A 13,950-nucleotide genomic window follows, 5' to 3' on the forward strand; every position below is an offset into this window, starting at 1 on the left:
TCGTACAAGCTCAAGCGATACACCCAAGGCGCCTGCTACGGCGGCGGCTGGAGCCGCTGCAGCTACCCCGCCGGCCACGGCACCCGCCTCAAATACGGCAGGCGCTGCCGTGGTAGCGGATAGCAACGTCGCAGCAGGGACTCAGACCGGGCCGGTGCAACCTGCCGATACCGCGAATACCGACTCGGCCTCACCAGGCGCAGCCACAGTCTCGCTCGACGCAAAGACCGGCCCGGCCGATCAGGTGCAGGCCGACGACGATAGCGCTGACCAAGGCGAGATCACGATTTACCCGTTGCGCAGTTACCTCGACGGCAAGGAAGTGCGCCGTGCAGGTGGCGCGGGCTACAAGTCGCCGAAGCACGATGCGGTTTCCTTGATCGCTGCGGGCCTGGCTACCGACAAGAAGCCAAAGGCCTGACATGAACGCCATTCCCATCGACCAGGCCATGCAGCACGTGCGCGCAGAGGACGATGACCGCGAACACGTCGAGTTGCTGCTTGCCGCCGCCGAGGACAGTGCGGCGCAGTTCATGAACCGGCGCTTTTACGGCGACGCGCAATCGCTGGCCAGCGCAGTACTGGATGGCACGGCCGGCGCCGATCCGGTGCTGATCAATCCATCCATTCGGGCCGCGTGCCTGCTTATTTTGGGCAGCTTGTACGCAAACCGCGAAGACGTAATCGTTGGCACAATTTCCAGCGAACTGCCGATGGGTTCCCGTTCATTGCTGACGCCTTATCGTGTGGGCTGGGGGGTGTGAATGCGTGCCGGTCCATTACGTCACCGCGTTACATTCATGCAGTTGCAGCAGACCAAGCGACCAGGTGGTGGCTTTACCGAATCCTGGATGGCGCTCGGAAAAATCTGGGCTGAGATCACCATCCCAACCGGGCGGGTAGCGGTCGCCGCCGATCAGCTCACTGCGGAGATCACTGCCGAGATTCGCGTCCGCTATCGCGGCGACATCGTCGCAGGCATGCGAATCGTCCACGGGGCTACCACCTATCTGGTAGGCGCGTCATTACCCGATAACGACCACACGATGCTCCGGCTGCTCTGCTCGAACGTCGTCAATCCATAACTGAGGGTTTCAACATGAAAGTACGTGCCTTGGCCAACATCTCTGGCCCGATGGGCCGCAAAGCTGCGGGCGCTGAGTTCGTGGTTGGTGCTGCGGAAGGTAAGGACCTGATCGAGCGCAAGCTTGTGGTGTCCGTAGAGGAAGCGGCGCCGGTGAAAGAGACGGCTGACGAAAAGCCGCTGAAGAAGGCCGCCGCCAAGGAGTAAGGCCATGGCCGGTCGCCGATCACGGATGTCGGATGATTTCAAGCTGCGCAAGACCCTGCGCAACATCCACACCCAGCTGGACAACGAACTCAAGCCCGCCATGCAAGAGGCCGCCGACAAGCTTCTTGCCACGATGAAGGAGTTGATCCCCAAAGACACGGGCGAGGGCGCCGCTGCGTTGACGTCGTTCGTATCAAAAAGCGGCCTGGACGCGCAGGTCGGCCTTCGCGGGAAAAAGGCCAATCAGCGGTTCTTCTATCTGCGCTTCATCGAGTACGGCACCAAGGGATACACCGAAGGCAAGCGGTCTGGCGGACGCAACAAGCGCGTAAGCAACAAGTCGGACGGTTCGCACTTCTTCGGTAAATACCCTGATATTCCTGCTCGGCCTGCCCACCCCTGGCTGCGCCCGGCCTATGACGTGAACAAGGAGTTCATCCTGGCCAGCATCAACCACGCGGTCAGCAACACGCTCAAACGAGCCGTCGAGGAGCTGGGCAATGGCTGATCCGTCCTTTGCGCTGCAGGTCGCGCTGTTCGACCGACTGGAGGCTGAGGTTTCATGCCCGATTTACGACAGCGTGCCGCTGAATGCGCCCATGCCTTATGTCTCACTTGATTACGAAATCTCCAGCAACAACGACCCGCTGGCAAGTCGGCGTGACATTCGGCTGTTCTACCTGTCGGTCTGGTCAGACTTTCAGGGGCAGGAGGAAGTAAAGCGCCTCATGGCCGAAATTGATGCGGCGACCCATGAGCGCCCTTTGCCGCTCACCGTCGGCCGGGTGGTATCGATCCGCGTCGAGCGCAAGCAGACCAGCCGCGAGCCCGACGGCGTCACCTACCAGGGCAGTGTCACCCTGCGCATCATCACTCAGCACTAATCGACTCATCCATGCCGCGCTGCGGCCTTTCACCTGTCCCAGGAGGACTACCTATGGCTATCAATACCGGCGCCGGCACGCGGATCTACATCGGTCCACGCCTCGCCGCCAATCTTCCCGCGGACCATGCAGGCGCGATCGCGTTGCTGTCGGCAATCACATACGTTGAGGTCGGCGAGGTCGAAAGCATCGGTGACTACGGCGACACCATCAACGATGTCAGCTTCGCGGGCCTCGCATCCGGCCGTGCGCAGCACCTGAAGGGCCTGGCCGATGCGGGCTCATCCGAACTGTCGATTGGTTTCGATGCCGGTGACGCGGGCCAGTTGAAACTGGTCGAGGCCTTCACGGACCGTTCCCGCTACGACTACCCCTTCAAAGTCGTGTACGTCGACGGCGAGACGGACTATTTCGCAGCCAAGGTCATGAGCAACAAGAAGACTGGCATCAGCGTTGAAGGTGTCCTCAAGCGCACCGTGACACTCGGCATCAACTCCGAGATTTACGAAGTGGTCGAAGGGGCATAACCGCCCGTGTCAGCCGGCGCCGCCAGTGAGCGGCGGTGCCGTTTCTCCTTTGCGTTTCACGAAGAGAATTACCCATGTCCAAGACTAATCACGGTACCGTCGAAGTCACCGTCGGCGAGCAAACATTTATCCTCAAGCCGACCCTGAAAGCCATGAAGGCAATCGAAGGCCGTTTCGGCGGGATTCTGCCTGCCATGCAGTCGGTAGGCTCCGCTAACCTGTCGGCAATGAGTTTCGTCATCGGCGTTGGCACCGGCGTAAACCTTTCCAAAAAGGGCGCGCTTGATCCAATCGAAGAAGCTGTGTTCGAAGAGGGCCTAAACGAGGTAGGCAGCCAGGTTATTTCTTACCTGACCGGCTTCCTCAATCCAGCCGGCAAGACCGAGGCCGAGCTTGAAGCGCAGGCCGAGGCGGGAAACGCGTAAAGCGCGACCCCAGCCTCACGGTGGTGGATGAGCTTTTCAACATCGCCACCGGCTGGTTGGGTTGGCCGCCGAGCGAGGCCTGGAATGCCTGCGTGATCGAAATCGTCATGGCCTGGGATTCGAAGCGTCAATTCCTGATCGACACGAACCCGTTCGGCGGGGGCGGCGACAAAGACAAGCCCTCGAAAAAGATCGTGGCCAAGGAAGTCCGGATGGGCTTCCGGGTGGCGGCCATGAGCAGGAAGAAAGAATAGACTAGAGCTCGATTTTGGCAGCCGCATGGGTTGGTGGTAGATTGCCGCCATTTACAGGGAGGTCACATGCAACTGTTGATGGTTCTTTTGTTGGCGCTTATTGCTTTGATACTTGCTCCGGCCCTTGTATGGCTATTCGCCGCGGGGGCAGTCGCATATGGTGTCGTTATAGCCATCGGCGGAATGCTCACCTTCACGTTAATGCTGGCTTATGTGTTGTGGCCTTTATTCAAAGGCTGGCGATCAAAGAGAGCAATCGATTCCAAAATCAGGCAAGCCAACAGGATCTTTCGTGAAAAGGAAGAGGCGAGGATCGCTGCACGCGAGGCGTCAAATACATCGCTGGATGATGAAGACTGTGACACCAATGGCGCTAGGAAGTCATGCAGTCAGTGCCAGATGGAAATGCTAATGAGTGCGCGCCGCTGCCCATCCTGCGGCCATAAAGTAGGCCCCTAAGAGTTTTAGTCGCCTTAAGCACTATTTTTATAAGTAAGCCCGCCCAGCCGCGGGCTTTTTTTTCGTCTGGAGAAAAGTTAATGGCTGACGCCGACGTACAAGGCATGCTGATTCGCATCGAGGCGACGACGGCGCAGCTCCGTCAGGAGATCGCGCGCGGTGAGGCGGCAGTAGCGCAGTCAGCCGGTAAAATGGATACAAGCCTTGGCCGTATTGATTCCGCATTTGATCGCGCAGGATCCAGCGCGCAAAGTGCGGGCGGGCTGATTAAGAACGCGCTTGCGGCGGCGGTCGGCGCGGTTTCAATAGGCACAATCCTCAAAACTGCCGATTCCTACTCGCAGATGTCAGACCGAATCGGTTTGGCAACGAAGAGTTTCGGTGAGTACAACACCGTTCAAGAGCGGCTGCTGGCAACGGCGAACCGCACCTACCGCCCGCTGGAAGAGGCGCAAGAGCTTTACATCCGCACCTCTGACAGCCTGCGGTCCATGGGGCTCAACGCCAGTCAGTCCATGGATGTCATGGACAGCTTCAGCTATCTGCTGGTGACCAACTCGGCGTCAGCAGATAAAGCCAGTTCGGCCATCGACGCCTATTCCAAGTCGTTGCAGACCGGCAAGATTGATGCTGATGCTTGGCAATCGATCCTCGCTGCCATGCCGACGGTGGTCGATACCATCGCTCAGGCGACGGGCAAGACGGCTGAAGAAATCCGCAGCCTTGGTGCCCAGGGGAAGCTGAGTCTCGACACCCTAACCGAAGGTTTGCAAAAGAGCGCTGCAGCCAACGGCGTGTTAGCTGACAGCATGGGGGTTGCAGTCCGTGATGCGCTGGTTGCGCTGAACAATGCATTCACGGTGTATGTGGGCCAGCTGAACGAGTCGAACGATTTCACCGGCTTGCTCGCGTCCGGCATTTCGGTTCTGGCCGACAATTTTGGAACGATTGCGGAGGTGGCCGCAGTAGCCGCAGCGGGTGCGCTTGCTGTTTACGCGCGCTCCCTCACTGTATCCGCTGCAGGCGCTGTGCTGGCGACCAAAGCTTCTATTGAAGACGCAATGGCTCGCCGTGCCCAGGCCGCGAGCGTGCTCTTGGCCGCACAGGCCGATCAGCAGAAGGCTCAGACGGCTGTCTTCCTGGCCGAGAAAGAACTGGCTGCTTCGAAGACCCGGATCAGCGGCATGGCCGTTGAGAAGCAGCTGTCGATCCAGTTGGCGGAAGCCCGGATGGCTGAAGCTCGTGCCACAACGGCAGTGGGCGCCGCCCAAGGAGCGATTGTCGGCACCGGCCGCACTTTGCTTGGATTGCTCGGCGGGCCTGCCGGGATTGCATTACTTGCCGTCGGCGCCGCCACTGCTTTCCTGACGCTTCGCGACAACACTGGCACGCTTGAAAAAAAGCTGGGCGATCTCGCCGATCCGATGGACAAGCTAGTCGAGCGCTTCGATAAGCTGAACCGTGCCACGCAGGCCGTTACGCTGCGAGAACTACGTGCCGAGATCGACAGCACCAAGGAAAAGTTGGCCGAGGTTTCCGGCGGCATCGCTGACAAGTTCGAAAGTGATTTGCGGAACATGGGCGCTGCCGGCGCTGATGGGCTTATGTCTGGACTGGTTTCATTGCCAGAAGATGCGCAGAAGGCCTTGGACCTGGTGCGTCAAGCTTCGAAAGATTCGGCCGATGGTATCGCTGTCGATTGGAAGTCAGTAGCGGATCAGCTGCGCCTTATCCCTGGCGTAACCGAGCAAATGGCACAAGCCATTGAGCAAGGGCAGATCAAAGTCTCGGACCTTACCGAAACACTGAACAAACAGACGCTAGCGTTCGACCAACTCAGCGGTGCAACTGATAACAACACCAGCGCCCAAATTCAAAACAACGCCGCAAAGGCTGCAGCAGATGCTGCGGGTCAGAAATACCTTGATCAGTTGGACAAGCAATATGCAGCACTCAAAGACAAGACGGCTTTAGAGGCGGCAGAGCGGGTCATTACAGAGTCAAAAATTGATTCAGAGGGCGAGCTCGCCAAGCAAATCCGGGCTCGTGCGTCGGCAATTGATGCGCAGAAAGCGGCGGACAAAGCCGCCACGGCTGAAACGAATCTTAGTAACAGCGCAGCCAAGGAAGCTGCGACAGCGCTCAAAAACCAGCAAAAGGCACTTGCCGATCTCAGGGCCCAAGCCGATATAGCGATTGCCTCTGCCACTGGTTTGGCCGCTGCGTACCTGGCAGGCACCGACAGGTCCCGCGACTTTGCCCTGCAGCAAAAGGTCGAAGAGGCGCTGCTCAAAACGGGTGCCGCTGCGCGCGACGAAGTCACTGACAAAATCAAAAAGCAGATGGCCGCCGAAGATCGGCTTGCTGTCAGCAAAGCTGCGTACGACCTTCAGAAAGAAACCACCGATCTGATCGCCCAGGCTAAAGCCACCCTTATGGGTGCGGACGCGCTGGAAGATTACAACGTACAGAAGGCCATGCAGGTTGCGCTGGCGGGCAAGAACATTGAAGTTGGCAGCAAGGAATATCAACAACTGCTCAATGCCACGAAAGCCCAGCAGGATGCTGTGAAGGTCGCGAAGCAGGCTGGTGACGCTGGCAGCATTGTTGACCGGTTGTATCCGGCGAGCAAGTTGCTGCGCGAATACACCGAAGATCAGGCTGCGCTCAACAAGGCGATCGAGCTGTATCCGGAGAAGGCGGACGCTTACCGGGACGCACTTCAGCGCCTGGGTGTGGAGTACCAGCAAAACCAGCGCGCGGCCACCGCGTGGGGGCAGTTCACCGAAGGCGCTGTCGATCGCATTGACGACGCTTTTGCGGACATGTGGAAGTCAGTCCTGAGCAAGTCCAGCAACTTCATGGATACGCTCAAGAACAGCTTCCGGCAGTTCCTGGCGGAAATGCTCCACATGGCGATTACCAAGCCGATCATCGTGCAAATCGGCGCCTCACTGGGCGTGGGCACGGCCGCCGCGCAGTCTTCCGGGCTGTTCGGGTCGGCCGGCGGCTCGGGCGGTCTCGACCTTGCAAGCCTGTGGAATGCCGGCAGCACCGCATTCAGCGTCGGCAGTTCGGCGTTTGGCAGCGCTGTGGCCGCCGGCTGGAGTGCTGGCCAAGGGTTCCTTGGCGGCGTCCAAGGCGCGATCAGCGGCGGCACCGGCTACCTGAGCAACGCAATCGGTGGGCTGTTCAGCTCTGGCGTGCAAGGTGGTGCCGGCGTGATGCTGGATAGTGCCGGCAACCTGGTCAGCACTGCGGCCGGCGGTGCGACTGCTTTGGGCGGCACGCTGGCGGGCGTGGGCGGTGCACTCTACGGCTACGGCCAGTCCGGGGTGAAAGGCGCGGCGACCGGTGCTGCTGGATCGGTAGGTGGTTATTACGCCGGTTCCGCTCTGGGGTCTCTCGTTGGCCCGCTGGGCACCGTGGTCGGCGGGGTGCTCGGCTCCGCGCTGGGTGGGTTTCTGGGTGGTTCGGTCTTCGGCGGTAGCTGGCAGACCAAGGATCAGGGTTTGTCGCTGGGCGTTGCCGGTGGGGACCTCTCTGCCGCCCAGTTTGAGTACCAGAAGAAAAAGGGCGGGCTATTCGGCAGCAACAAGAAACGCACGCGCTACTCGGCGCTCGACTCTGACACGCAGGCGGCGCTGGACGACAGCTACGCGGCCACTACGGGCGCGGTGTTCGACCTGTTCGACAAGCTGAATGTCACGCTGAACGACGGTGTGCTGGATGGCCTTGACGTCGCTGCTACCCAGATCAGTACCAAGGGTAAGACTGCCGACGAGATCCAGGCGGAAATCACCAAGTGGTTTGCCGGTGTTGCTGACTCTGTGACGTCGGCAATCAACACCGCGACCGGCACCGGCCTGGACGGCTACAACTTCGAGGCTCTTACGGCGTTCGTGAACAACCTGTACGGCGTGAACGACGTTTTCACCACGCTGAACATGTCCCTCTACGACTCGTCAGTGTCGGGCGGCAAGTTGGCCGAATCGCTTTCGGCCATGGCCGGCGGCTTGGAAAATCTGCAAGCCGCGGCGTCGACTTATTACGACAACTTCTACACCGACACGGAGAAGGCCAACAACGTCATCGAAGCGGTGAGCAAGCAGTTCAGCGGCCTTGATATCACGTTCCCCGACACCCGCCAGGCATTCCGCGACACGGTTGATGGTCTCGACCGCACCACGGAAGCGGGCCAGCAGATGTTCGTCACGCTGACGTCTCTGGCTGGTAACGCTGCCTCGGCTTACACCATCCTTGAGCAACGTTCGACAGCGGCACAGGCGGCGGCACAGGCAGCCGCCGATGCCGCAGCAGCGGTAAGCGCCAATTACTACGACCTGTTCACCTCGGACGCCCAAAAGTCGGCCGACAAACTTGCCGGCGTGCGGGCCGAGTTTCAAGCCTTGGGCGTTGAGTTGCCGGCGACCAGCGATGCATTCAAGGCAATGGTCGCGGCAGCGCAGCAAGGGACGGTGGTGGGGAACGCTACAGCGGATACGCTGTTGAGCTTGGCCACTGATGCGAGTGCGGCCTACAAGATCCTCCAGTCCGCCTTGATGCAGGGTGCGAATGACGGGTTCAGCGCGTTGCAGCGCTCGATATCCGCCCAGCAGAAAGTAGCGTCGGACGCTTACAACGCACGGGTGAACGCGCTAAACGACATGCTCAGCGCATCGAGCAGTAGCGTCAGCGACCTGACCTCGCTCAGCACCTCGCTGAACAATGCCCTCAAGTCGTTGCGCGGCACCTCGGACGACACGGTGAAGATGCTGAGAGCCCAGGCCACGGCAACCTTGCAGAGCGCACTGGCAATAGCGCGGGCTGGTGGGTCCCTGGCGAACTTCAGTGGCCTGGACGACGCGTTGGATGCTGTCAGCAGCAACAACACTGATCTCTACGCATCGCTGGAGGACTTCAACCGCGACCAAGGCCGTACGGCCAACGTTGTGGCCGAGCTCAATCTGCTCAATGGCGAGCAACTGACCAATGCAGAGAAGTCAGTGAAAGCGCTGCAGGATCAGCTCGACCAGGCGAAAAAGGCCTACGAGGCCCAGACTGCGCAATTCGACGCGCAGTTGGCATTTGCCCAGTCGCAACTGGATGCGCTCAACGGCGTCGACACATCGGTGAAGACGGTCGCCCAGGCCGTTGCCTCGATGAACGCCTCGGTGGTGGCGGCGCTGGCTGGGATCAGCGGCAAGGCCACAGCTGCGAGCCCATCCACCAATGGGGCGCTGGTCGAGAGCGTTTACAACGATGTGCTCGGCAGGGCATCGGATGCGCCCGGCAAAGCCTATTGGGTTGGGCAACTGGCGAGCGGCGCGATCACCTACGACCAGTTGGCCCAGGCGATCGCCAATGCGGCCAAGGGGGCAGGGCAGCCCGTGAAGGCCGGCTATGCAACCGGCGGCTACATCAGCGGCCCTGGCACTGGTACCAGCGACAGCATCATCGCTCGCCTTTCCAACGGCGAATACGTCATGACGGCGGAATCAGTGCGGATGTTTGGCACCGGCCTGCTCGATCAGATGAACGCGGGGCGCATTCCGGCCTTCGCCGCGGGCGGGCCAGTGCTCGATATCAGTTCGCCGAGGGAGGTGTTTAGCGCTAACCGCTCAGTGCTGGCCAGTGACAACGCAAGCGAGGCCGCCACGGTAACCGAGCTGCGGGAGTTGCGTCGTGAAATGCAATCCAACTTCGAATATATCGGCAGGTACATCAAAGACACCGCCGACCATACCGACGAGATGGCAAATCGCGGCGTACAGGTTATCAGCACCGTCGATTAAGGGATGGTCACAGCATGAGCGATGACGAGATGAAAGTGGTGCCTGGGGTTGAGATAACCCCGGGGCGCCTCATCAGCAGCAACTTGCCGGATATGGACTATCCGGCGTACTCGCCGACCAAGGCCTATGAGGTCGGCGACTACACCACGATAGACCTGATCAACTACCAGGCGCTTGTGGCCAACACGGGGAGGAACCCGGTCACCGACACCTCATCGCCGCCAATCTGGCAAAACATGGGGTGGGTCAACAAGTACCGGATGTTCAAAAAGAACATCGGCAACACCTGGAAGATCGGGACCTTCACTTCTAACCCGGAGGTGATCGAGCTAACGATTCGTCCTGGCAAGCGAGTCAGCGCGATCGGCTTCGTCGGGGTGAGGGCGTCCTCGATTCGTATTGTCATGACCGTGCCAGGGGTAGCGGACCCGGTTTACGACAAGACCTTCGTCATGTCGCGCAAAGCAGGGGGGAGCTACTACCAGTATTACTTCGGCCCTTTCCAGACCAAAGACAACCTCGCGCAATTTGACTTACCGCCTTTCAACAACGCTGACATCCGCGTGATCGTGAGCGCCCCGGGCGGGACGGCTCAGGTTGGAATGATGATTGTTGGTTGGGCGAAAGGAATAGGTACAGCCGTTTACAACACATCGCTGGGGCGCAAGAAGTACTCGACCATCAAGGAAGAGTTCGACGGCAGCGTCACCATCACCAAGCGCGGGCGTCGCCGCTCTATCGACTTCCAGGTCGTTCTCAGGGGCGACGAGATATCCAGCACCCAACGGGTGTTAGACGACGTCGACGACACGCCGGCGCTTTTTGTGGGGTCCAGCGAACTTGAGTACACGGTCATCGTTGGCATCTTCGACGATTTCGACACAGGCCTGCCGACTTATAACCGCGGCGAATACACATTGAAAGTCAGGAGCCTCAGCTGATGGCAGTACCACAGATCGACCTACTCCCTCCACCCGCTCTGCCTACAGATCCGGAGGACGTGTTCGACGCAAAGGTGGGTGCGTCGCTCACTGCAGAGCAGAACATGGTGCCGCAGATCAACACCGCCCTCACCTGGATCGGCGAGCGCGTAGCCGCCGCGAACGACTACTCGAAACAGGCTGCAGAAAGTGCGTCAAGTGCGGCGAACAGCGCCATGCTTGCGGACCAGTCACGCGCCTCGGCTCAGGCGATTGTAGCTGCGGCAGGTAACGATTTGGGCCTGCCGAGTTTGGCAGGCAATGCCAGGCGTGCACTGGCGGCTAACCCGAACGAAATCGGAGTGTCGTTTCAGACTCAAATCAAGCTCATCAGTATCGAGCCTTTGAGCGTCAACAGTGCCGGCGGCGCGATCGCCTTGGACGTTGGGGCAAACGGCGTGTTCAACCTGACTCTCACGGCAGCTGCCACCCTCTCATTTGCCAACCTGCCAGCTCTGACAGCTGCCGAGTCTATGGTGATTCTGGTGCGTATCAGCCAGGGCGCTACCGCCTATGCGTTGACCTGGCCGTCGGGGGTTGTCTGGGTTTCTCCAGGTGGTGTGGCCCCGGCCACGCCAAATGCCGGCAAAAGATCCGAGTTCATTCTGACGATTGAAGGCGCAACCATTTACGGGCGCAAAGGGGCTTCGAATTGACTCTCAAAAAGCTCCTTCTGAGCTCTGAAGAGGTTCAGGATTCCGGGCAGCAACTCCTGCAAGGCTCCGGCAACTTCACTGTTCCGAACGGGGTTACCAGTATCTCGGTACTGGTGGTCGAAGGGGGCCAGCCGGGAAGCCCAGGCGGCTCTTTTGACATAGGGAGTGGTGGAACGGGTGGCTCTGGTGGGCTTGGTGGACGCCGCCGATATATCAACAATGTTTCCGTCACGCCGGGTCAAGTCATTGCCTATTCAATTGCGGCCAGGGCAGCAAGCTTCGGATCGATAATTACCGGAACCACGGGCGGTACAGACGCAGGCAAAGCTGGAGACGGGGGGGGCTCGGCCAATACTGGAAGTCTTCAAACTTCGCGCAACAACGGTGGAGTAAATGGCGGACCTACGTCGATTTATGACGCTGAGATAGGGTATGACTTTTTCTCTGTTGCCTCGGGATCGGGCATAAGCCCAAAAGCCCCCTTTCCCGGCGGTGGCGGCGGCGGCGGTGCAGCGGGTGTGAACCTTCAGGGCTCTACTGAGGGTCTTGCTGGAGGGGCAGGGGGCGAAGGCGCAATAGTTGTGGTATGGCCTGGTTCGCAGAGGTCATTTCCCCGCACACGCACCGTGCCCGAAATTACCAATACCGCTATTTTTGACCCTCGCTCGCTGCCACCATACCTTGGCAAGATCGCAACTGACGGTTCGGGCACCTACATCGGGATCGATATCTCGAACATCGCGGGCCGCCGTGGACGGATTTTCCGTAGCACCGATAACGGCCGCACGTTCAACTTGGTGGGAACTCCTCGTGATGAGCAGTTGGCCGATGTTGTATATATTGCCGGGACGTGGGTGATAGCCGCGTTTGCGCTCTCTTCGGTCAGCAGGTACCAGTTCCAAAAGAGTACGGACGGCGGCTTGACTTGGTCCTACTACGTCAGTGCAGGAGGCGCTTCCGGTTCAGTGGTAGGCATTTCAGCCCGTTCCGGCAGGCTTTTCATTCTATGTGATGAAATCAGCACTCAAAGCTATATAGCCACCTCGCAAGATTTGGGAGTAACTCTGACCAACCGCTCTTTTAGTACGTCTAGCAATCGGGCCGCGAGTGTAAAACAGTCAAGGTTTATTCACCTGTCTGACACTGTTCTTCTGGCTAGACAGGGGAATGCCGGTAGTGCCGCTTTAGCCTCGTTCATCAGCAGGGATAACGGGGTGAGCTGGGCTCCATCCGTTTATCTGGAGGCTGCAAAACTAGGCAATTTGACCTTGGCATTTACGCAGAACGGCAACATTAATAACCTTTATGTATCCACTGATGACTTGAATACCGTTACTCAGGTGCCCGGGTTTTCTTTTACCGCCAAAGTTTTCCAAAGGGCTTTGATCCCGCTGCAAGACCGCATCCTGATTGTCGACGGGCCTCTGAGCTACGAGTACCGCAATGGTGTTATATCCCCCTCGACAAGGTTGCCCATCGACATCCCTGTTAGCAACAACATTCCGGCTAACAATGCCGGCTTGCGGGTAGTTGGGGACGGCGTAGACGCTATCGTCTCGTTCGTCCAAGAGAGTGGTTCGGCTAACTTTAGAGCATCAGTCTATGTCAGTTAATATCGCAAATCTCGAAACTCTGGTTGTGTTTACGGATCAGGATATACGCAAAAAATTTCCTGATGTGTCGTTCCCCGAAACTATTGAAACGCACAATGTCATCGACCTTGGATTTGCAGTTGTCGAGCAAGTCGAGGCTCCGTCGACAAAACCGGGAGAAACACTCGAGCCTGGAGACCTCCGAAGGATCGATGACCGCGTCGTTCGTGACTGGAGAGTATTGCCACCCTCTGCGGAAGCGCTGCAGGCGATTTTCGAGCAGGCCGTCCAGGCTGAGCTGGACAGCTCGGCCAAGGCTTGGGGTTACGACAACCTCTTCACAGCGATTTCCTACGCCGACGAACCCGCGGTGCCCCGGTTCCAGGCGGACGGCCAGGCGTTCCGGCGCTGGCGCAGCCTGGTGTGGGATTACGCGCACACCGAGCTGAATGCGGTGCTGGCCGGGGAAAAGCCGCCGCCGGATCTCGACACCTTCCTCGCAGGCCTGCCTGCGCTGGAGTTGCCAACATGAGTCGCTTCACGACCACCCTGAAGACCGAGCAGATCGGCAAGTGGACGCATGTTCTGCTCGCTGACCTGGTGCTGGCCGATGAGGATCAGCGCTTGATCATCGTCCCCACTGGATTCACCACCGACTTTGCCAGCATCAAGGTGCTGCACAACGCCTTTCTGTTCGTGCTGTTCGCGCTGGTCTCCGGCTACGGCAACTACGCGGCGACCGTGCATGACTGGCTATACACGACCGGCGAGGTCACTCGCAAGGAGGCGGACGCTGTTCTGTATCGCGCGCTGCGCGCCGAAGGCGTTGCCCGATGGCGGGCATGGCTCTTCTGGGCTGGCGTCCGAATAGGCGGCGCCAAGCACTACACCTCAACCCCGACCCGTTCGGGGTTTTTTACGCCTGGAGAAAAGTGATGACTGTGACCGAAAAAGATCGCGATGTGCTGGCGCGCACGCTGTGGGGCGAGGCGCGCGGGGAAGGGCTGGCCGGAATGGTGGCCGTGGCGTGGTCGATCCGCAACCGTGTCGATGACGGCAACGATAAATCCTGGTGGGGCGAGGGCTA

At 59.3% G+C, this 13,950-nt stretch carries 16 protein-coding genes and 1 pseudogene; all 17 read left to right on the forward strand.

Annotation, left to right across the window (positions count from 1 at the left end; translation table 11 throughout):
- Nucleotides 1-109: 109 nt before the first annotated feature.
- Nucleotides 110-421 carry a hypothetical protein gene (locus B3I26_RS25720; RefSeq protein WP_296261988.1) on the forward strand — a complete coding sequence of 104 codons (312 nt, stop codon included), beginning with the start codon at nucleotides 110-112 and terminating at the stop codon, nucleotides 419-421.
- A gap of 1 nt (nucleotide 422) precedes the next feature.
- Entirely contained in the window at nucleotides 423-764 is a 342-nt protein-coding gene (locus tag B3I26_RS25725; protein ID WP_296261989.1) for a head-tail connector protein, read from the forward strand.
- Nucleotides 765-1,085, forward strand: coding sequence for a phage head closure protein (locus tag B3I26_RS25730; RefSeq protein WP_296261991.1), 321 nt, complete (start codon nucleotides 765-767; stop codon nucleotides 1,083-1,085).
- A 14-nt stretch (nucleotides 1,086-1,099) separates the two neighbouring features.
- Nucleotides 1,100-1,291: a hypothetical protein gene (locus tag B3I26_RS25735; protein WP_296261992.1), complete on the forward strand. Its 192-nt coding sequence runs from the start codon at nucleotides 1,100-1,102 to the stop codon at nucleotides 1,289-1,291.
- A gap of 4 nt (nucleotides 1,292-1,295) precedes the next feature.
- The gene (locus tag B3I26_RS25740; RefSeq protein ID WP_296261993.1) at nucleotides 1,296-1,799 is read left to right on the forward strand and encodes an HK97-gp10 family putative phage morphogenesis protein; all 504 of its coding nucleotides are present in this window, start codon (nucleotides 1,296-1,298) and stop codon (nucleotides 1,797-1,799) included.
- Nucleotides 1,792-2,175: a DUF3168 domain-containing protein gene (locus B3I26_RS25745; protein WP_296261997.1), complete on the forward strand. Its 384-nt coding sequence runs from the start codon at nucleotides 1,792-1,794 to the stop codon at nucleotides 2,173-2,175. Before B3I26_RS25740 ends, B3I26_RS25745 begins: the two co-directional genes overlap by 8 nt.
- 53 nt (nucleotides 2,176-2,228) lie before the next feature.
- Nucleotides 2,229-2,702 (forward strand): phage tail tube protein, encoded by a 474-nt coding sequence (locus B3I26_RS25750; protein ID WP_296261999.1) that lies wholly within the window; start codon nucleotides 2,229-2,231, stop codon nucleotides 2,700-2,702.
- Between the two features lie 74 nt (nucleotides 2,703-2,776).
- Complete coding sequence (locus tag B3I26_RS25755; RefSeq protein WP_296262000.1) at nucleotides 2,777-3,127, forward strand: hypothetical protein; 351 nt, start codon at nucleotides 2,777-2,779, stop codon at nucleotides 3,125-3,127.
- A gap of 23 nt (nucleotides 3,128-3,150) precedes the next feature.
- The gene (locus B3I26_RS25760; RefSeq protein WP_296262002.1) at nucleotides 3,151-3,381 is read left to right on the forward strand and encodes a hypothetical protein; all 231 of its coding nucleotides are present in this window, start codon (nucleotides 3,151-3,153) and stop codon (nucleotides 3,379-3,381) included.
- Nucleotides 3,382-3,447: 66 nt separating this feature from the next.
- Nucleotides 3,448-3,840, forward strand: coding sequence for a hypothetical protein (locus B3I26_RS25765; RefSeq protein ID WP_296262004.1), 393 nt, complete (start codon nucleotides 3,448-3,450; stop codon nucleotides 3,838-3,840).
- 80 nt (nucleotides 3,841-3,920) lie between these two features.
- Nucleotides 3,921-9,635 (forward strand): tape measure protein, encoded by a 5,715-nt coding sequence (locus B3I26_RS25770; protein WP_296262005.1) that lies wholly within the window; start codon nucleotides 3,921-3,923, stop codon nucleotides 9,633-9,635.
- Nucleotides 9,636-9,649: 14 nt separating this feature from the next.
- Nucleotides 9,650-10,576, forward strand: a complete 927-nt coding sequence (locus tag B3I26_RS25775; RefSeq protein WP_296262008.1) for a hypothetical protein — start codon at nucleotides 9,650-9,652, stop codon at nucleotides 10,574-10,576.
- On the forward strand, nucleotides 10,576-11,271 hold the full coding sequence (locus B3I26_RS25780) for a hypothetical protein (RefSeq protein ID WP_296262010.1): 696 nt from the start codon (nucleotides 10,576-10,578) through the stop codon (nucleotides 11,269-11,271). The genes B3I26_RS25775 and B3I26_RS25780 overlap by 1 nt, the downstream gene beginning before the upstream one ends.
- On the forward strand, nucleotides 11,268-12,884 hold the full coding sequence (locus tag B3I26_RS25785) for a hypothetical protein (protein WP_296262011.1): 1,617 nt from the start codon (nucleotides 11,268-11,270) through the stop codon (nucleotides 12,882-12,884). The genes B3I26_RS25780 and B3I26_RS25785 overlap by 4 nt, the downstream gene beginning before the upstream one ends.
- On the forward strand, nucleotides 12,874-13,395 hold the full coding sequence (locus tag B3I26_RS25790; RefSeq protein WP_296262012.1) for a hypothetical protein: 522 nt from the start codon (nucleotides 12,874-12,876) through the stop codon (nucleotides 13,393-13,395). Before B3I26_RS25785 ends, B3I26_RS25790 begins: the two co-directional genes overlap by 11 nt.
- Nucleotides 13,392-13,799 (forward strand): DUF1353 domain-containing protein, encoded by a 408-nt coding sequence (locus B3I26_RS25795; RefSeq protein WP_296262014.1) that lies wholly within the window; start codon nucleotides 13,392-13,394, stop codon nucleotides 13,797-13,799. Before B3I26_RS25790 ends, B3I26_RS25795 begins: the two co-directional genes overlap by 4 nt.
- Nucleotides 13,799-13,950, forward strand: a pseudogene (locus B3I26_RS25800) (cell wall hydrolase); the annotation flags it as partial. The gene B3I26_RS25795 and the pseudogene B3I26_RS25800, both read left to right, overlap by 1 nt.

The organism is Pseudomonas sp. UBA5706 (assembly GCF_002419965.1).
Lineage (GTDB): Bacteria > Pseudomonadota > Gammaproteobacteria > Pseudomonadales > Pseudomonadaceae > Aquipseudomonas.

Excerpts from the sequence above, each read along its gene's own strand:
- B3I26_RS25725 (WP_296261989.1), top strand. The coding sequence starts at position 423 with ATGAACGCCATTCCCATCGACCAGGCCATGCAGCACGTGCGCGCAGAG.
- B3I26_RS25730 (WP_296261991.1), top strand. The coding sequence starts at position 765 with ATGCGTGCCGGTCCATTACGTCACCGCGTTACATTCATGCAGTTGCAG.
- B3I26_RS25735 (WP_296261992.1), top strand. The coding sequence starts at position 1,100 with ATGAAAGTACGTGCCTTGGCCAACATCTCTGGCCCGATGGGCCGCAAA.
- B3I26_RS25740 (WP_296261993.1), top strand. The coding sequence starts at position 1,296 with ATGGCCGGTCGCCGATCACGGATGTCGGATGATTTCAAGCTGCGCAAG.
- B3I26_RS25745 (WP_296261997.1), top strand. The coding sequence starts at position 1,792 with ATGGCTGATCCGTCCTTTGCGCTGCAGGTCGCGCTGTTCGACCGACTG.
- B3I26_RS25750 (WP_296261999.1), top strand. The coding sequence starts at position 2,229 with ATGGCTATCAATACCGGCGCCGGCACGCGGATCTACATCGGTCCACGC.
- B3I26_RS25755 (WP_296262000.1), top strand. The coding sequence starts at position 2,777 with ATGTCCAAGACTAATCACGGTACCGTCGAAGTCACCGTCGGCGAGCAA.
- B3I26_RS25765 (WP_296262004.1), top strand. The coding sequence starts at position 3,448 with ATGCAACTGTTGATGGTTCTTTTGTTGGCGCTTATTGCTTTGATACTT.
- B3I26_RS25770 (WP_296262005.1), top strand. The coding sequence starts at position 3,921 with ATGGCTGACGCCGACGTACAAGGCATGCTGATTCGCATCGAGGCGACG.
- B3I26_RS25775 (WP_296262008.1), top strand. The coding sequence starts at position 9,650 with ATGAGCGATGACGAGATGAAAGTGGTGCCTGGGGTTGAGATAACCCCG.
- B3I26_RS25780 (WP_296262010.1), top strand. The coding sequence starts at position 10,576 with ATGGCAGTACCACAGATCGACCTACTCCCTCCACCCGCTCTGCCTACA.
- B3I26_RS25790 (WP_296262012.1), top strand. The coding sequence starts at position 12,874 with ATGTCAGTTAATATCGCAAATCTCGAAACTCTGGTTGTGTTTACGGAT.
- B3I26_RS25795 (WP_296262014.1), top strand. The coding sequence starts at position 13,392 with ATGAGTCGCTTCACGACCACCCTGAAGACCGAGCAGATCGGCAAGTGG.